This window comes from Sphaerimonospora cavernae (assembly GCF_042435035.1).
Lineage (GTDB): Bacteria > Actinomycetota > Actinomycetes > Streptosporangiales > Streptosporangiaceae > Sphaerimonospora > Sphaerimonospora cavernae.
In genome coordinates, this window is record NZ_JBHMQT010000030.1 from 1 (window position 1) to 17,676 (window position 17,676).

The 17,676-nt window shown below is 70.1% G+C and carries 15 protein-coding genes, 1 tRNA gene and 1 pseudogene; 5 read left to right on the top strand and 12 right to left on the bottom strand.

What is annotated here, in order from left to right; genetic code table 11:
• Positions 1–80: 80 nt before the first annotated feature.
• On the top strand, positions 81–1,751 hold the full coding sequence (locus ACFHYQ_RS13235) for a penicillin-binding transpeptidase domain-containing protein (protein ID WP_394301421.1): 1,671 nt from the start codon (positions 81–83) through the stop codon (positions 1,749–1,751).
• 453 nt (positions 1,752–2,204) lie between these two features.
• On the top strand, positions 2,205–3,500 hold the full coding sequence (gene lat / locus ACFHYQ_RS13240; RefSeq protein WP_394301422.1) for an L-lysine 6-transaminase: 1,296 nt from the start codon (positions 2,205–2,207) through the stop codon (positions 3,498–3,500).
• 177 nt (positions 3,501–3,677) lie between these two features.
• Here the strand turns inward: lat and ACFHYQ_RS13245 are convergent, their stop codons facing one another.
• The 6 genes from ACFHYQ_RS13245 to ACFHYQ_RS13270 form a co-directional block, all read right to left on the bottom strand.
• Positions 3,678–3,878, bottom strand: coding sequence for a helix-turn-helix domain-containing protein (locus ACFHYQ_RS13245; protein ID WP_394301423.1), 201 nt, complete (start codon positions 3,876–3,878; stop codon positions 3,678–3,680).
• A 123-nt stretch (positions 3,879–4,001) separates the two neighbouring features.
• Positions 4,002–4,496, bottom strand: coding sequence for a DUF421 domain-containing protein (locus ACFHYQ_RS13250; RefSeq protein WP_394301424.1), 495 nt, complete (start codon positions 4,494–4,496; stop codon positions 4,002–4,004).
• 53 nt (positions 4,497–4,549) lie between these two features.
• Positions 4,550–4,741, bottom strand: a complete 192-nt coding sequence (locus ACFHYQ_RS13255) for a hypothetical protein (RefSeq protein WP_394301425.1) — start codon at positions 4,739–4,741, stop codon at positions 4,550–4,552.
• A gap of 216 nt (positions 4,742–4,957) precedes the next feature.
• A tRNA-His gene (locus ACFHYQ_RS13260) sits at positions 4,958–5,030 on the bottom strand.
• A 95-nt stretch (positions 5,031–5,125) separates the two neighbouring features.
• Positions 5,126–5,722 carry an oligoribonuclease gene (gene orn, locus ACFHYQ_RS13265; protein ID WP_394301426.1) on the bottom strand — a complete coding sequence of 199 codons (597 nt, stop codon included), beginning with the start codon at positions 5,720–5,722 and terminating at the stop codon, positions 5,126–5,128.
• Between the two features lie 20 nt (positions 5,723–5,742).
• The gene (locus ACFHYQ_RS13270; RefSeq protein WP_394301456.1) at positions 5,743–6,567 is read right to left on the bottom strand and encodes a hypothetical protein; all 825 of its coding nucleotides are present in this window, start codon (positions 6,565–6,567) and stop codon (positions 5,743–5,745) included.
• A 36-nt stretch (positions 6,568–6,603) separates the two neighbouring features.
• Here ACFHYQ_RS13270 and ACFHYQ_RS13275 point away from each other — a divergent pair, with 36 nt between their 5' ends.
• Positions 6,604–6,879: a hypothetical protein gene (locus tag ACFHYQ_RS13275; protein WP_394301457.1), complete on the top strand. Its 276-nt coding sequence runs from the start codon at positions 6,604–6,606 to the stop codon at positions 6,877–6,879.
• Positions 6,880–6,924: 45 nt separating this feature from the next.
• Here ACFHYQ_RS13275 and ACFHYQ_RS13280 read toward each other — a convergent pair.
• The 3 genes and pseudogenes from ACFHYQ_RS13280 to ACFHYQ_RS13290 all read right to left on the bottom strand — a co-directional run.
• Positions 6,925–7,023: pseudogene (locus ACFHYQ_RS13280) on the bottom strand (DUF2510 domain-containing protein); the annotation flags it as partial.
• Positions 7,024–7,042: 19 nt separating this feature from the next.
• Positions 7,043–8,560 carry a protein kinase family protein gene (locus ACFHYQ_RS13285; protein WP_394301427.1) on the bottom strand — a complete coding sequence of 506 codons (1,518 nt, stop codon included), beginning with the start codon at positions 8,558–8,560 and terminating at the stop codon, positions 7,043–7,045.
• Between the two features lie 3 nt (positions 8,561–8,563).
• Positions 8,564–10,249 carry a serine/threonine-protein kinase gene (locus ACFHYQ_RS13290; protein WP_394301428.1) on the bottom strand — a complete coding sequence of 562 codons (1,686 nt, stop codon included), beginning with the start codon at positions 10,247–10,249 and terminating at the stop codon, positions 8,564–8,566.
• Positions 10,250–10,347: 98 nt separating this feature from the next.
• Here ACFHYQ_RS13290 and ACFHYQ_RS13295 point away from each other — a divergent pair, with 98 nt between their 5' ends.
• Positions 10,348–10,560 (top strand): hypothetical protein, encoded by a 213-nt coding sequence (locus ACFHYQ_RS13295; protein WP_394301429.1) that lies wholly within the window; start codon positions 10,348–10,350, stop codon positions 10,558–10,560.
• An 81-nt stretch (positions 10,561–10,641) separates the two neighbouring features.
• Here the strand turns inward: ACFHYQ_RS13295 and ACFHYQ_RS13300 are convergent, their stop codons facing one another.
• Together ACFHYQ_RS13300 and ACFHYQ_RS13305 are read right to left on the bottom strand one after the other, a co-directional pair.
• Positions 10,642–11,244, bottom strand: a complete 603-nt coding sequence (locus ACFHYQ_RS13300; RefSeq protein ID WP_394301430.1) for a hypothetical protein — start codon at positions 11,242–11,244, stop codon at positions 10,642–10,644.
• Between the two features lie 182 nt (positions 11,245–11,426).
• Positions 11,427–13,253, bottom strand: a complete 1,827-nt coding sequence (locus ACFHYQ_RS13305; protein ID WP_394301431.1) for a substrate-binding domain-containing protein — start codon at positions 13,251–13,253, stop codon at positions 11,427–11,429.
• A 168-nt stretch (positions 13,254–13,421) separates the two neighbouring features.
• Between ACFHYQ_RS13305 and ACFHYQ_RS13310 the strand changes: the two genes are divergently transcribed.
• Positions 13,422–14,225, top strand: coding sequence for a TrmH family RNA methyltransferase (locus ACFHYQ_RS13310; RefSeq protein WP_394301432.1), 804 nt, complete (start codon positions 13,422–13,424; stop codon positions 14,223–14,225).
• Positions 14,226–14,231: 6 nt separating this feature from the next.
• Here the strand turns inward: ACFHYQ_RS13310 and ACFHYQ_RS13315 are convergent, their stop codons facing one another.
• Positions 14,232–17,609 (bottom strand): ATP-binding protein, encoded by a 3,378-nt coding sequence (locus ACFHYQ_RS13315; RefSeq protein WP_394301433.1) that lies wholly within the window; start codon positions 17,607–17,609, stop codon positions 14,232–14,234.
• Between the last annotated feature and the right edge of the window lie 67 nt (positions 17,610–17,676).

Sequence of the window (17,676 nt, forward strand, 5' to 3'; positions counted from 1 at the left end):
CGCTTGGTCGCATCGTGTCGAAAAGCTTGCAGCTTGACATTCAAGCTCCTGGGATGTCTCTCGCGTGATATGAGAACCGTATGCGGAACCGGGCCCTGCTCGCCCTGATCACGGTCGTGGCCACCATTTTCGTCTCCGGCGTGGTCGGTCTCATCGTGTCAGGCAGGCAGAATTCCACGGCTGCCCAGTCCCCGGTGGGGTCCCCGGCCCCGACCGCGGACCCGGCGACCGCCACCCCGGCCTCCCCGCCGACGATGGAGCTGCGGACCGAGCCGGACGGCTCAGCCCAGGAGGTCGCCGACGGCTACCTCAGGGCATGGTCGCGGGGCGACTTCGAGGCGATGCGCGAGATGGTGGACGACCCGCCCGACGACTTCGTCGCCAGGCACCGGGACTTCGAGGACGCTCTGCTGTCGGCGTCGGTGAAGCTCATAGAAGAAGCGGCCGTCACGACCGGCGACGACACCGCCGAGGTCCCCTTCGGCCAGGAGCGCGCGGAGCCGGGCCACGGCACCTGGAGGGTCCGCTCCACGCTGCGCCTCGCCGTACGGGACCTCAGCTGGAAGGTCATCTGGTCGCCCGCCGTCCTGCACCCGGACCTCGCCGAGGGCGGGCAGATCGTACGGGCCACGGGTCCGGCGCCGACGCGGGGACCGGTGACCCGCGAGGGGCGACCCTTCCCGCGGGACAGTTGGGCCGACGAATACCTGACCCGCCTGTCGGCCGCCATGACCGGGGGCGCCGCCGTGCCGACGGAGGGAACGGACGCGGCCTGGGCCATCCAACTGCAGAACCCCGGAGAGCCGGCCAGGACCCTGATCGAGCACAGGCCCCGGCCGCCGAAGCAGGTCAGGACGACGATCGAGTGGGCCGTGCAGGCGGCGGCGGCGCGGGCGCTCGACGAGGTCGGGCATCCGGCGGCACTGGTCGCGGTGCGGCCGTCCACGGGGGAGATCCTCGCGGTCGCCGACCGCCTGGGCGGCCCCACGCCGCGAGGGGCGTTCGAGCACAAGTACGCCCCGGGCTCGACGTTCAAGACGATCACCGCTGCCGCGCTGCTGAGCGAGGGAGTCACCCCTGACACGCCGGTGGAGTGCCCGGCCGCCTACCAGATCCCCGGACATCGTTCGTTCCCCAATTACAAGAACGAGGACCACGGCACGGTGACGCTGCGGCGGGCGTACGCGCTGTCGTGCAACACCTCGTTCGTACGTCTGACGATCGAGCGGCTGAACGCCGACGCGCTGGTCGAGCAGGCCCGGCGGTTCGGGTTCGGCGTGCCGATCGACACCGGCGCGGGCGGCGCCTGTGGCGGCATCGACCATCCCGAGAATCCCGACGCGCTCGCCGCGGACTCCTTCGGTCAAGGCAAGGTCGAGGCGACCCCGCTCTGCATGGCGCTCGTGGCGGCGGCCGTAAGCAGCGGAGAGTGGCATCCGCCGCGGCTGCTCCTCGACGCCGCCGAGTTGGCGGCCGCACAGCCGGAGACCGTGACTCTCCGGCAGGACGTGGCCGACGGGCTGCGCGCGATGATGAGCGCGGCGGTGACCGAGGGAACCGCGAGCGGCAGAGGGCTGCCCGAGGGGACCGCCGGCAAGACCGGTACGGCCGAGGACTGGCAGGGCGGCCAGGACCACGGCTGGTTCATCGGATATCGCGGCGACCTCGCCTTCGCCGTCTTCATCCAGAACGGCGGCACCGGCGCCGGCGCCGCCGTCCCCATCGCCGCCCGCTTCCTCCGGGCGCTGTAGCCCCCGTCCCCCCTCCCCCCGTCCCGTGATCTTGCGAATACTCGCAGGTCGAGCCGTGAGCAGGCATTTCACGTTCGTGATCTTGCAGTTTCTCGCAGCCGTACGCCCTGAGCTGCGAAAACACTGTTCATGATCTTGCATTCGGGACTGCAAGATCACGAAGTGCGCAGGCGCAGGTCGGGGTGCTCGTCTGCGAGAAACTGCAAGATCACGGAGTCGATTCGCGCAGGTCGGGAGGGTGGCGTGCGAGAATTCGCAAGATCACGGGAAAGTGTCTGGTGGCGGTCGCCTCGGGCTTTGCCCGGCCATGCCGTACGGCATGGCCGCGTCGTCAGCTCCTTCCCCTGAGGTATGGAAAATGTTCGCCAGAAGTCACATCTGGCTAGAAAGTCTTCACTATTAACCCCGTATATGAGGGAATAGTGTTGTCAGCGGCGTAACGGTGGAGGTGACATGGATCCCAGTGCTGTGCATGGCGCACTCTCGCGGCATCTGCTCGTCGACGGCTACCGGCTGGTGCTCGATCTGGACCGGAGTGCGGGTTCCTGGCTGGTCGACGCCCGGGACGGCCGACGATATCTGGACTTCTACACGTTCTTCGCGTCGGCACCGCTCGGTATGAACCCCTTCGCCGACGACCCGGAGTTCCTGGAGTCGCTCGGCCGCGTGGCCGCGAACAAGCCGGCCAACTCCGACCTCTACACCGTCCACCTGGCCGAGTTCGTGGAGACGTTCCAGCGGGTGCTCGGCGATCCCGAGTTGCCGCATCTGTTCCTGGTCGAGGGCGGCGCGCTGGCCGTCGAGAACGCGCTCAAGTGCGCCTTCGACTGGAAGAGCCGCTGGAACGAGGCCCACGGCCGCCACCCCGGGCTGGGCACCAGGGTGTTGCACCTGACCCGGGCCTTCCACGGCCGCAGCGGCTACACGCTCTCGCTGACCAACACCGACCCCGTGAAGACCGAGCGGTTCCCCAAGTTCGGCTGGCCCCGGATCGACGTCCCCGCGATCCATTTCGGGGACGTCGAGCGGGCGGAGGAACGCGCGCTGGCCCAGGCCCGTGAGGCGTTCACCCGATTCCGCCACGACATCGCCTGCTTCATCGCCGAACCCATCCAGGGCGAGGGCGGCGACAACCACATGCGCGCCGAGTTCCTCCAGGACATGCAGGCGCTCTGCCACGAGAACGATGCCCTGTTCATCCTCGACGAGGTGCAGACCGGCGTCGGCCTGACCGGCACGCCCTGGGCGTACCAGCAGCTCGGCCTCGCCCCCGACATCGTCGCCTTCGCCAAGAAGGTGCAGGTAGGCGGCATCATGGCAGGGCGCAGGGTCGATCTCGTGCCCGACAACGTCTTCGCGGTCAGCGGCCGGATCAACTCCACCTGGGGCGGCGGGCTGGTCGACATGGTGCGCTCCCGCCGGATGCTCGAGATCATCGAGCGTGATGGGCTGATCCCGGGGGCGGCGATCCTCGGGGAGAAGCTGCTCGGGGCGCTCCAGGGTCTGGAGGCCGACGGCCTCATCGCCAACGCGCGCGGACGCGGGTTGATGTGCGCCTTCGACGTCCCCGATTCCGCCGTCCTGGATCAAGGGACGCTGGTCGCCCGGCTCCGTGAGGAGGAGGGCATCCTCGTCCTGCCCTGCGGCGATCGATCCGTACGGCTGCGCCCCGCGCTGTCCGTCCAGCCCGACGAACTGGAGCACGGCCTGGCCGCTCTGCGCCGGGCGCTGAGCCGTACCGGCCATTGAGTACGGCCGTGCACCATCGAACGGATGCCGGACGCTCGGCTGTGCCTGCCCGAGCGTCACGGCATCCGAGCGTCACGGCATCCGAGCGTCACGGCATCCGAGCGTCACGGCATCCGAGCGTCACGGCATCCGAGCGTCACGGCATCCGAGCGTCACGGCAGCTGGGGCGTTAGAGCGTCAGGCGTCGTCGCTTCGCGTCGCCCCCAGCCAGCGGCCGATCGCGGTGTCACGCGACTCGACGCCGAGCTTGCCGTAGATGCGGTTGACGTGGTTCTTCACGGTCTTCTCGCTGAGGAACAGACGCTGGGCGATTTCGCCGTTGGAGTGACCGGTTGCGATCAGCTCCATGACTTCGGCTTCCCGCTTGCTGAGTCCCATTCGGGTAGGGTCGTCGACTCTCATCAGGCCTCCGTCGAGAGGTCAAAGATCGCCTGCCCCCCGCGCGGCCGTTGACAGCGAGCATAACCCTCATTTCCCAACTTTGGGGGCAATGTGGCCTGACTAACTTCCGTAAGATCGCCCGTCGTCCTGTTTGCGCACGCTCACCCGGCCATCGGGTTCCAGCACCACGTTCAGTTCGCTCACATCATCGGTTCCCTGCTCGCGCAGGTGCGCCATCAGCTCGTCCTCGGTGATGAGCTCGCGCCGGAGATTGCGCCGGTCAAGCCTGCCGTCCCTGATGAGGACGCGTGGCGGAGGCTTGACGACACGGGCGATGGCGGGCCAGCGGAAGGCCGCGGCGTCCAGCACGATCGACCAGCCGACGATGGTCGCCACGAGGAGCAGTCCGTCGGTGATCGAGTGATATTTCCCGGCCATCGCGTTCTGGGCCGCGTCAGCGATGATCACGATCACGATCAGATTGGTGGTGCTGAACGAGCCCACCTCGCGCCGGGGCGTGAAGCGAAGCATGAAGAAGATCGCCAGATAGACGACGGTGCCCCGGACGAAGATCTCCGGTAGCGGTGTCTCCGGCAGGAAGACCTCTTTCCACATCTCCCTCCCTTTCCCCGTGGGCGGCGGTCAAGTCAGGGGAGATCGGCGGGCTTTCACCGGTCTTCGGGTGCGGGCTCGGCGACCTCCACCTCGAAGGTCACGTACCCTTTGCCGCCGCAGTCCTGGCAGGGCTCTTCCACGCCGGCGGTCCCGATCCGGCCGCCGGCGACCGCCATCCGATAGATGATGACCCGTCCGGGGCCGTGACAACCGGGACATATCGCGTTGTGTTGCCTGTTCGGCATCGGTTGCCGCTCTCCTGGGGCGATTCGAGCAGAGGGAATTCACGAGCAGTGGGAACAAGCACAGAGTAACGGTGGTGAAGCAGGGATCGCGACCGAACGCGATCGGCGCATGACCCAGAGTGCTGCCGCGAACTGCCGCATCCCGACCCCCGTACGGGGATGCGGGATACGAAAAAGGCGGTGGCCGGTCCAGTTGGGACCGGCCACCGCCGCGCGGGTGAGTGATGGGACTTGAACCCACGACATCCAGGACCACAACCTGGCGCTCTGCCAGCTGAGCTACACCCACCATGTCCGCCCCTTGCGAGGCGTACGAAAGAAGTGTAGCGGCATTTTGGAGTCCGTGTGCTCACCGGTTCCGCCGGCCGGTCTGGAAACCCGGGGTCAGGAGGCGGAGACGGCCTCGGCGACTTTCCGGGCCGTGGCCGAGTCGGGGCCCGGCTGGGGCACGAAGACGGCCGCCCGGTAGTAGCGCAGCTCCCGGATGCTCTCGACGATGTCGGCCAGGGCCCGGTGCCCGCCCTGCTTCTCGGGCGCGGCGAAGTAGACCCTGGGATACCACCGGCGGGCCAGTTCCTTGACGGAGGAGACATCGATCATCCGGTAGTGCAGGAACGCGTCGACCAGCGGCATGTCCCGCGCGAGGAACGCGCGGTCGGTCGCTATCGAGTTGCCGCACAGCGGAGCCTTTTTGGGCTCGGCCACGTAGGAGCGGATGTAGTCGAACACCATGGACTCGGCCTCCGCGAGCGTCACCCCCGCCGCCAGCGCACGCAGCAGGCCCGAGGCGGTGTGCATCTCCCGCACCACCTCGGACATCTGCTCCAATGTCTCGGCCGGGGGCTTGATGACGACGCCGACGCCCTCGTCCAACTGGTTGAGCTCGCTGTCGGTGACGACGCAGGCCACCTCGACGAGCGCGTCACGGCCGAGGTCGAGCCCGGTCATCTCACAGTCGATCCAGACCAGTGGGTCATTCATGGCTCAAGAGTAGTCGGCGTTTACCTGGCTTCGAGCGAGTCCAGCACGCGCTTGTACGCCGACTGGTCCAGATTGTCCGGAATGGAGATGTGCAGCAGGGCAGGAGACTGCCCCTGGCCCTGATCGACCAGGACGAACGCCGCCTTCTCGGCCTTCCACTTCAACGCGTTCACCTCGGAGACCTTCGAGAAGTCCATCTCGAGCTCCACCACCCAGGCCTCACGGTCGCCCACTTTCATCGCCTCGTTGCGTACGATCTTCCGCGCGTGCGGCAGGGGGTAGAAGACCGGCTCATAGACGGACAGCAGGGCTCCGGCGAGGCCTTCGAAGCTCCCGGGGCCGTTGTACGGGAAGATCTGGGGGAGCCGGCCGGTGGAAATGGAGCCCATCCAGTCGCTCTCCTGGCCGTCGTAGTTCCGCTGGGACATGACCAGGCAGGCGCTCGTCCACAGCGGCCGGTTGGGGTCGCCGGGATTGTTGATCTCTGCCGCCTTGGGCACGATCCAGGCGTCGCCGGGATAGGCATAGGAGAGCCCGGTGACGGGATCGGTGATCCGCTCTCCGGACGGCTGGGGCAGTTCGGGCATCGACGGCGCGGGCGTCGGTTCGGTCAATGGGGGGACGACCCCGTCCAGTGACGGCGTCGACACCGGCTGCGGACCGGACGCGGTGGACTCGGCGCTCTTGTTGACGAAGAACAACACGCCGCCGATGACGAGCGCGAGCGCGACGACCACGGCGACGCCGCCCAGAGCCCACGGCCACATCGAGGACCGCTGTGGCGGCGGCCCGAAGTCCGGCACCGGCATCTGGGCGGTCTGCCCGAGATTTCCCCACTGCGGCACGTCGCGGACCGGCTGTCCCGGCTGCTGGTGAGGCTGGTGAGGCTGGTGAGGCTGGTGGGGTGGCTGGGGAGGGACGCTGTGCTGTGGGGCGGGCTGCTGCCGCCCGGGTTGGTCCGGCTGCTGCCAGGGCTGTCCGGGTTGGCCGGCCTGTTGCGGTCGGTCCGGCTCTTCAAGATGGTCTGGCTCTTCGGGCTGTTCCGGCTGTCCTGGCGGGTCCGTCGGCTGCTCGGGTTCCCCGGCGTACGGCGCCTGTGCCGCGGGAAGGGGGTCGCCGGGTCGTACGGGATATCCCAGGTGAGGGGACTGCCGTAATGCATCCGGCTCACCCGGCCGGCTCGCCTGACCGGACTGCTGCATCCGTGCATGAATGGCGTCGGTCCACTGCGTGCCGTCCCACCAACGGAGGTCGGGGGAGCCGTACGGGTCGGGGTACCAGCCGGCGGGGGTCGTCGTCATGCGGGCCACACTAGTGAAATCAGCATTTGTAGGAAAAACCGGCTTTATCCTGCAGAGGCTTCCCCGTCGCGCTGGGAGACAGGACGCGCAGCGTCGCGGTGCCGCGGAAGGACCCGGAGCCCTTCACCGTCCAGTGCAACGGGAAGTCCAACGACGTGGTCCCCGAGCCCACCGACTGCTCCTGCTCGATCTTCTGGCCGTCGCTGCGCAGCCACTCGTAGCGGATGGTTCCGCGGCCGCCGTTGGTCGTGACGACCCCGACGAAGTCGGCCCTGCCGCCGCAGCGCACGGTCTTCTTCGGCGGTTTGACGTCCACCCTCAGCACCGCGAGATCGGGGCCCAACGGGGACATGCGGAACCAGAGGATCACGGCGGCGATGAGCATCGCGAGCAGCAGGGGCCCGGCCCACACCGTCATCCGCCGCTTCCGCCGTCGTGGGGCGTCGCCGATCACTTGAGTATGGACGGTGGACGTCTGCCCGGAGCGCCAGATCTGCTCTGCGGTCGTCTCAGTCGGCACCCCCGGCCCGAAGCGCATCATCACGTCATGGTCCGGCTGTGCCGTACGGCCCGCCGGGGCGGCCGGGGCGACGTCGCGCGCGCCGGACAGGTCGAGCAGCGTGACGGCCTCATCGGCGACGGCCGTGACGGGGCTCATGCCGGGGGCGGGCGGGGATGCCGGGCTTGGGGATGCCGGGCTTGGGGATGCCGGGCTTGGGGATGCCGGGGCGCCTCCCGAGATCCACAGGTGGACGGTCCGGGCCAGGGTTGTGCTGCCGGGAGGAAGCACGTCGTGTCCGGCGAGCAGGGCCTCCCTGGCGGCGCCGAGCCCCTGGGCCAGGGCCACCGCGGCGGTGCGGTCGAGGAGCGCGGCGGCCATCCCCTGCGCGGGACGACCGTGTGTGGAGTCCTGCGCGAAACGCGCTGCCAGACCTCGGGCGAGTGCCGCCCAGGCGGCCGTATCCGCCGCTGTGCTCTCCGCCGTGCTTCCCGTCCCGAACTCGTTCGCGTTTCCGTTCGCGTTTCGGTGCGTGGACGCGTCGCGAAGCGCCGCGAGCAGCCCTCGTTCGGCCAGGAGCACCGATCCGTCGTCCCCGATGACAACCGTGCCGGGATGCACAGCGCCGTGCGCGAGCCCCGCCGCATGGAGGGTGAGCAGTGCCTGCGCGGTCTCCAGGAGGATCGAGGCCGCCCCGGCGGCGTCGATCCCGGCCCCGGGCACGGTGCCCCCGAGCAGGTCGGCGAGGGTCGGCATGGCCCGGCGTGTGGTGATCAGCCAGACCTCGCCCCGCGCGGTCACCAGGTCGGCGATGGGCAGGAGCACCGGTGGGCCGCCCTGCCGAAGTAGTTGAAGATCCGCTTTTACCGCGGTGATGAACCGTTCCCTGACCGGGGCTCCGCCGATCAGGTGCGGATCGAACCGCAGCACGCCCGACGGGGCTCCCGCCGGGGAGACCGCGTCGTGCCAGGTGCCGAGTTCACTCGTCCGGGTGCGTCCGGTCAGGCGATACCCCGCGATCGTCGCGCCCTCGTTCATCCATCACCTCGAGTCCCGCCGACGGCGCCTTCCGGTCGCCCGCTTCACCGCCAGTGTGGCGGGCACCAGGCCGGCCGTCATCAGGCCGATGGCGAAGACGCCCGCCGGAACGGCGCTTCCGTCCGGAGCCTCGGGTGAGGCCGTCAGGCTCGGCGGCGCGTCTCCGCTCGGCGTCCCCTCGCCCGGCTCTTCGCTCGGTGGAGTCGGGGACGGCGGGGTCGAGGACGGCGGGTTCTGAGTGGCGGTCGGTCTGGACGTCGCGGGTGGTGTCGTACTCCCCGGAGCCGGACTCTTCGGGACGGGGAGCGTGATCGTGGTGTCGGGCTCCGATTGGGTCGGCGACGGCTTCCTCGTCGGCGTCGGCGTCGGGCTGGGCTTCGGGCTCGGCTTGGGCGTCGGCCCGGCCGTCGGGCTGGGGGTCGGTCTCGCGGTCGGCGTGGCAGTGGGCTGCTGGACGGGATCGCCGGTCGCCGTCGGCCTGGGCCGTACCACCCGGGTGCTCGACGCGGTCGGCTTCGGATCGTCGGCCGAGCCTGTTTCCGTGGGCGTCTCCGTGGGCTCGGCCGTCGCCTCGTCGGTGGCGGGGGCGACCGTCAGCGGATCGGCGGGCGAAGTGCTCGGTGTCATGATCGTCTCGTCGGACTGGAGCGTGGTCCCGGTCAGGGAGCCGACCAGGGCCGCCGTGCCGCCCGCGACGGCTGCCATGACCACGACGGTCAGTCCGATCTTCGTGCTCACCTTGCCGAGCAGGCCGCGGCCCAGGTTCGTCTCCGCGATGGACGTGCCGACTTCGGAAGCCTCCTCGGCGAGAGGGAAGAACTGGACCAGCAGGCCGGCCAGCGCGGCGAGCCTACGCCGTCCCCGCTCCTCCCAGGCCGGGCCGTACACGTCGGCCGCGACGAGTTCCAGTTCCTGAAGGAACTCCAGTGCCGACCGCGGCCGGTCGGCGGCCCGCTTGGCCATGCCGCGCTCCACCAACCCGCGTAACGAGGGCGGCACTTCCTCCACCGGGGGAGGGGTGACCTGGTGCTGGCGGGCCAGCGCCGCCATGTTCTGCGCCCGGAACGGGCGGCCGCCGGTGAGGCACTCGAAGAAGACGACGGTGGCCGCGTAGACATCGGTGGCCGGGCCGGCAGGGCCGCCCGACCACTGCTCCGGCGCCATGTACGGCGGCGTGCCCGAGACGGCGCTGCCGCCCTGACCGATCTGCGTGGCGATGCCGAAGTCGACGAGCTTGCTCATGCCGTCGGCCTCGACCATCACGTTCTCAGGCTTGTAGTCGCGGTGGACGACGCCGACGCCGTGCGCCGCCGCGAGGCCGAGCAGCGACCCCTTGAGTACGACCAGTGCCGCCTCCGGACCGGTCGGGCCCTCGGAGCGGAGCATCGCGCGCAGCGAGACGCCGTTGATCAGCTCCATCACGATGGCGGCGCCCCGTGGCACCTCCACGTATTCATAGAACTTGGCCGCGTGCGGGCTGGGGTCCATCGACGCGAGCAGGCGCGCCTCGTGCCGGAACCTGGCGACGAAATGCAGGTCCGACATGAGTGCGTCGGCCAGGTACTTGATGGCCACCAGGATGTCGTCGGCGTCATGCCGTGCGAGCACGACTCTGCCGGCGCCACCCCTGCCCAGCTCGCGAATCTCCGTGTAGCCGGGGACTCGCCAGGCATCCGTCTGGCCGTGCATACGGTCTCCTCATCGCCCTGGGCCCCCGCCATGACGAGACCGTAGCTTAGTGACCATCGACGCCGTGAGTAGAAAAATCAGGAAATAGCCGAGCAAACGTGTCAAACAACCGGCACCGGCTACCCGCGGTCGCGGACGTGGGCGGGCACGGCGGCATGGCGTGCTGCTCGTCACCGCCGACCGTCACCGCCGACCGTCACCATCACGGGCCGCCCCGCGTGCACGGTCTCGTGCTCGGGTACGGCTCGGCCTCGCGGGCCGACGTACGGCACGGCTGCGCGGTGATTCGACGGCTCCTCGCCGCACAGTGATCCACCCACGATCCACCCACGATCCACCCGCGATCCGCCTGCCTCTCGCACGCGGGAGGGGGATCCCGGGCGGGACGGCCGTCAGATCACCCGCTCCAGCAGCCGCAGGTCGTCAGGTGCGGGAGGGGCCTCCAGCTTCGCGGGAGCCGTCCCGAGGATCCTGGAGATGTCGATCGAACCCGGATCGCCCTCCCGGGTCCCCGGCACCTGGGAATGGCCGAAGTGTCCGCCGAGGGCCCACAGCCGGCAGCTGCGGTCGGCCATGAGCGAGTGCGGGTACGGCAGGGGCGGTCCGCACGGCCAGCGCCGGGGGACCTCCCAGGAGTCCAGCCACTCCAGGATGTCGTCCAGGCCGTCGAGCTTGGTGTCGGTGAACGGTTCGTGCGTCGATCCGATGACCCGGATCTGCACGCAGACGCGTCCGTTTCGGCCCCGGTCGCCCACCAGCCCGCACGCCGCCCTGGTGGGCGGGAGGAGCTGGACGATCTCCCCGGTCACCGGGTTCCATACCAGGTGGGAGGGACGATCGAGCTGGATGAGCCGTTGTGCGACGGACTTGGCCGAAACCGCCTGAGGATCCGCGGGCCAGATGAACCAGACGGTGCGCGGAGCACCGCCCAACATCGCCCCGGAGTCCTCAAGGGAGGGAAGCCGGCTGGTGCCGGGCAGCCATGCTTGGGCCACGATGCCCCCTCAAATCCTCGGTCGGGTGGATTTCTCCCCTTTCGCGCTCCCACTAACACCTGGTGAATCCTGATTGTTACTGGCGAGTGCTATTTGACGGCAAAGTGGAGCGCATTCGCGGCATGGTTCCGTAATCTCCGGTGAAAGCACAGCATTTGCGATAAAGGAGAGAAATTCGAGGACTACTGTGCCGAACCTCCACAGTTCGGCGCGCACAGACGGCGGGCGATGCCCTTGAGGAAGATATCGCGGACCTCCAGCACCGTCTGGGGGAAGTAGGCGGCGCCACCGGTGGCCTTGGCGATCGCGGTCATCTGTGCCTTGTCGTCGTCCTGCGTCGTGTTGAACGAGATGATCAGGATGCTCACCGGACGCTTGGGGTCGTACGCCTGCTTCAGCTTCTGGATGATCTCCTTGTTCTCGATGCCGCCGTTCGGGTCGTCGTTGCCGACACCGTCGGTGAACAGGAGGATCGTGTTGACCTTGTCGGGCTGATATTCCTTGGTCATCTTCTGGTAGGCGGCCCACAGCGTGTCGTTCAGCCCGGTGTTGCCGGTCGGGATCGCCTGGGTCCGCTGCATCGCCTGGATGATGCGGTCCCGCCGGGTGACGCCGTTGACCTGCTGGGCCAGCGGACCGATCGAGATGACGGGCTTCCAGTCGACGCCCGGTCCCTGCAGGTTGTCGGAGAACGCCCAGATGCCGATCTCGGTCTTGTCGGGGAACAGCTTCAGCCCTTCGATGCTGGTCTCCGTGATGGCCTTCATGCGGCTGACACCGGTGCTGTCCGCCGGCTCGGCCATCGTTCCGGAGATGTCGATCAGCCCGAGCAGGCGGGCGCCCAGCTTGACCTGCCGCCACGCCTGGGCCAGCTTGTCGATCGACGCCTGGTCCGGAAGTTTGATCTCAGCGGGCTTCTTGGCGCTCACGCCGTTCTCCGGCTTGAGCAGGCCGCCGCCCTTGCCGTCCGGCGTGCGGAAGCCGTAGTCCTGCACGGTCTTCTTGCCCGAGGCCGAGGTCAGCTCGGCGGCGAAGGCGGCCGCGGCCTTGCGTACCGCGCCGGCCTTGGCCCTGATGACGATCGGGTAGTCGAGGCTGACCGTGCCCTCGGTCGGATAGAGCGCGACCGCGGGGCTCGACGGGGACGTCTTGGTGTTGAACGACCAGACCGCCTGCTCGGAGGCGACGCCGACCGGGATGCGCGCGGTGGTCTTCGTCAGCGTGGCGAAGAGATTGTCGGGGGACGGCACGGTGGATTCCGACAGCTGCCGCAGCACGCCGACGAGGAGTTCCTCGCTGCCGCCGCCCGCTTTGAGCACGCTCGCGCCGGCGAGTAGCGCGCCCAGCCCGGCGGCGTTCTGCGTGGGGTCGAGCGCGAGCACGCGAACCTTCCTGGCCAGGCCGTCGGGGTTCGCGGCGTTCGCGGCGCTCATGAGCCCGGTCCAGCTCGCCGGGCTGAAGGCCGAGCGCAGCTTCTCCGCGCCGGACTTCGACGTGGTGAGCACGACGGGGGAACGGGCGGCGTTGCCCGCCACCTTGGCCGTGCCGTCCGTGGGCAGGCCGGTGGTCCAGAGCTTGGAGTCGGGGATCCAGACATCGGGGTCGGCCCCGGACCTGTCCTCGGCCTGGGCCTTGGTGGGGCCGGATCCCGTGATCGCGTTGGCGACGTCGGCGGACTCGGCCGCCTTGACCGTCACCGTCACGCATTTCCCGTCGATCTTCTTGCCCGACTTGGCGAACTTGCCGGCGACCTTCTGCACCGCCGGCTGGATGTCGGGCGAGGCCGCCACGGTGAGACCGATCTTTTCGCCGGGGCCGTTCCCCTCTTCTCCGCACTGGGGGTCCTTGTTGACGACCACATAGGCAGCCACGCCGCAGAGCACGGCGAGGGCGACCGCGCCGGCCAACGGGACGAACACCTTGCCCGGGCCGCCGCGTCGCCTGGGTGGCGGCTCGTGCTGGGGGTTGAAGTCACCCTCGAGTTCGTCTGTGCGGTGCCGTCCGCCCACGGTGCCCTCTTCGGTCTCGATTTGGCTCTCCCCGGGCGCGCCGCGGATGGCTCTCGGGGAGATTCTCCGTAATGCTTACGGAACGATACTGGGCATCGTGAAGAGGGCCAAACGTCGTTTTTGGTGCACCGATATCGGGGCGCACCGGCGTCGCCGTACCCTTGACAGGTGCTCATCCAGGTCGAAGACGCCGCCGATCCGCGCCTCGCCGATTATGTACGGCTGCGCGACATGGACCTCCGCAAGAGCCTGGAGAGCGAGCACGGACTGTTCATCGCCGAGGGGGAGAAGGTCATCCGGCGGGCCGTCGGGGCGGGTCACCCGGTGCGCTCGATCCTGACCACGGCCAAGTGGGTCGGCCATCTCGTCGACGTCGTCGATGAGACCACCGTCTACGTGGTCTCCGACCAGGTCATGGCCGGCGTCACCGGCTTCCCCGTGCACCGGGGTGCGCTCGCCTCGATGGGACGTACGGCGCTGCCCGCGGTCGCGGAGCTACTGGGCCGGGTGCGCAGGATCGTCGTGCTGGAGGACCTGGTGGACCACGGCAACGTCGGGGCCATCTTCCGTTGCGCGGCGGCGCTCGGCGTCGACGCGATCGTCCTGTCGCCCCGATGCGCCGACCCCCTCTACCGCCGATCGGTGAAAGTCTCCATGGGGGCGGTCTTCGCGATCCCGTACGCCCGGATGATCGACTGGCACGGCGGCCTGGCCGAGATCCGGGCGGCCGGTTTCCGGACGCTGGCGCTGACGCCCGATCAGTCGGCCACGCCGCTCGACGAGGTCGTCATGGCGGAGCGGGTGGCGCTGCTGCTGGGCTCGGAGGGCGATGGCCTGTCGTCACACTGGCTCAAGGAGGCCGACCGGTCCGTCCGCATCTCGATGAGCCCGGCCGCCATGGAACTGGGCGTGGACTCGCTCAATGTCGTGGCCGCCGCCGCCATCGCCTGCCACGGCCTCCTCCGCCGATAGAAGGCGTCATGGATGCCGGGGCTGGAGGGCGTGGCGGGCGTCGGCGATCCATCGGGGCACGTTCACCCTTTCGGCCACGGCCAGTGCCTTCTCGTAGTGCTCCCCGGCCGGCAGGCCGAGCCGTACCGCGAGATCGCCGAGCGTCCTGGCGACCGGCCAGAGGGCGACCACGCCCGTGCCCGCCCCGGCGATCCTGTCGTGGAACGGCAGCAGCTTCTCGTACGCCTCCCGCATCCGGCTCTCGTCGTCGAGCAGCATGCCCGCCAGCGCCCGCCAGATGAGCGCGAGCTCGTAGAGGAAGTCGGTACGGACCGGCTCCCGGGTCACCGCGACCGCCTGCGCGTCCTTCACGTGTCCCGCGTAGAACAGCGCCACCACGTACGCGTCGAGCGTCCACTTGGCGCCGCGCTGGTGGGCCTCGCCCAGCGGCTCGACGATCTCGGCGGCGCGGCCGTCGACCAGGTGGAGGCAGAACGTGGCGATCAGCGGCAGGTCCTGACGGCCTTCGAGCATGCCGGCCCGCGCCGTCAGCCGGGCCGCGTTCCGGTAGGCGCGCTCCGCCGCGTCGTAGTCACCGGTGATCATCAGCCGCTGGCCGGCGTACCACGCCCCCACGGCGGCCGGGGCGGGCAGGTCGTAGCGCCGGCCGAGCCGTTCGGCCTGGGCGAGGTGCTCGTCGGCCTCGGCGAAGTCGCCCCGGGCGGCCGCGCATTCCAGCAGCACCAGGTGGGCCAGCGTCTGGACCGCGATCTGGCCGGACTCCGCGCCGACCCGCAGCAGCTCCCGGCCGATGGTCTCGCGCTCGTCCACCTGCGTCAGCGTGTACGACTGGCGCAACCTGCCGCTGAGCGCCATCGCCAGCAGCGCGGGGTCGCCGCTCGACCTCGCCAGCTCCTCGGCCTCCAGCGACGCCTGGTAACCGCGCTCGGTGGCCGAGCCCTCGAGTTCCAGCGCCAGCGTGGCGAGCAGGCTGGCCCGCAGGGACTGCTCGCCCGGCGGCAGTTCCTCCAGGGCCTTCTCGGTCACGTTGACGATCTCCCAGGCGGTCCGGGTGAAGTCCCGGGCGATGCCCTTGTGCGGGACCGCGAGCGCGGCCGCCACCCGCGCGGTCAGCTCCAGATCGCCGAGCGGCAGGGCCACGTCCATGGCGTCCCGCCGGTGCGCGCGGGCCGCGGTCATGTCCCCGCCCAGCGCCAGGGTCCTGATCAGCCTGAGCCGCAGCTCCAGCCGCTCCTTCACGGGACCGCCACCGGAGCGGGCAGCCGAGTGGGCAGCCGAGTGGCCAGCCGAGTGGGCGCGGTCGAAGGCGGCGATGGCCTTCTGCCACAGCGAAGCGGCCTCCCGGTGCGCGAACCGCCGCTCCGCCTGCTCGGCGGCCAGGCCGGCGTACCGCTGCGCCTTGGCCGCGGTCTCCGCGGTGCCCGCCGCGTCGTAGTGATGGGCGAGGGCGGCCACGTCGTTCGGGTCGCGCTGCTCGATGACCGACGCCACCGCGCCATGCAGCCGCGACCTGCGCAGCCGGGAGGCGTCCGAGTAGATCGTGTCCCTGATCAGCGCGTGGTCGAACCTGAGCAGGCCGGGACCCGGCTCGGTCACCAGCCCGGCGAGCAGCGCCGCCTCGACCGCGTCCACCACCGAGTCCTCGTCGCCGGACACGTCGACCAGCACGTCGACGTCCACGTCACGGCCGATCACGGCGGCCTGCAGCAGCACCTGCTGCGCCCGCTCCGGCAGCCGGGCGATCCGCCGCCGCAGCACCTCGCGCACGCCCGAGGGAACCTGGGAGATGTCGGCCTCCGCCTCGAACAGGCGGGCCGTCTCCTTGATGAAGAACGGGTTGCCGCCCGCGCGCTCCACGATCGCGCCGATGACCTCGTCGTCCACTTCGTGAACGCAGGTGGCGCGGATCAGCTCGGCCACCGCCGCGTCGGCCAGCCCGCCGAGGCCGACCCGTACGGGATCCAGACGGGCGAGCGCGGCCAGCACGTCCTGCTGCCCCGCGTTCAGCTCGCCGTCCCGGCACGTGACCACCAGCAGGACGCGGCTGGCCGCGAGCAGGCTCGGCAGCGCCCGCAGCAGGGCCAGGGTCTGGTCGTCCGCCCACTGCAGATCCTCCAGGAGGATCAGCAGCGGAGCCTCCCGCGCCACTCCGGAGAGGTAACCGCCCACCGCCCGGTGCAGCCGGAAACCGCCGGACGCGTCGTCGTCGCCGGTGCTGTCCGGGGCGGCGTCGTCCAGCAGCGGCGCGAGCAGGGCCGCGTACTCTCCCGCCCCCCTTCTCGTGACGAGCGCGCGCAACACCTCGACCCAGGCCCAGCCGGGAGGGGTGGCGGTGCTGTCGGGGCAGGAGCCGGTGGACGCCGTCCACCCCTCGCCTTCCAGGCGTTCGGCGAGCCGCCGTACCAGCATGCTCTTCCCGGCGCCCGGATCGCCGCCGATCACCGCGACGGTGAACCGGCCCGCCCGTGCCCGCGGCGGTGCCGCGGCGAGCGCGGTGAGTTCGGCCTCCCGCCCCACGAACGGCTCGGGCTGAAGGGGAGGTACGGCTCCCGCCTCGACCGGCCGGGGTGGCCACGTCGCGGCGGCCTCGACCGCCCGCCGGGCGGGCAGGACCAGGTCGAGGCCGGGATCCTGGGCGAGGATGTCCGACTCCAGCTTCCGCAGCGCGGGCCCTGGATCGATGCCGAGCTCGTCGGACAGGATCGTCCGGGCCCGGCGCAGCGCGGCCAGCGCGTCACCCTGCCGCCCGCACCGGTACAGGCCGAGCGCGAGCAGCCGCCAGCCCTCCTCACGCAGGGCGTGCTCGGTGGTCAACGCCTCCAGGTCGGGCACGGTCTCCGCGTGCAGCCCCAGTCGCAGGCCCGCGTCGGCGTACCGTTCCCGCGCGACCACGCGCAGTTCGCTCAGCCGCGCCACCTCGGCCTCGGCCCACGGCTGTTCGGCGAAGTCGGAGTACGGCGTGCCCTGCCAGAGCGCGAGTGATGACTCGAGCATCGCCCGGGCCTCGTGGGGGAGGTGGTCCAGCCGTTCCCCGGCCGAGCGGACGTCGGCCTCGAAGCGCAGCGCGTCCACGTGCTCGGGGGCGGTGCGCAGGGCGTAGCCGGACGCGACGGTCACGAGCAGCCGGTTCGGTCCCCCGCGCGGTCTGCCCGGCTCGAGGACGCGGCGCAGCCGTGAGATGTACACCTGCAGCCCTGATTGCGCGCCCCTGGTCGTGTCGTCGTTCCACAGGTCGAACAGCAGGGTGTCGACCGGGACGACCTGGCCGCGTGCCACCAGCAGACGGGCGAGCACGGCGCGCTGCCGTAACCCGCCGAGGTCCAACTCGCCCGTGCCGTCATGCGCACCCACGGGCCCGAGAACCCGGAACGCCACCGAGCTCATTGGCCGCCGCCCATCCGATTTGTCACACCGCGCTCAGCGGCTTTGTCACACCGCGCTCAGCGGCCGC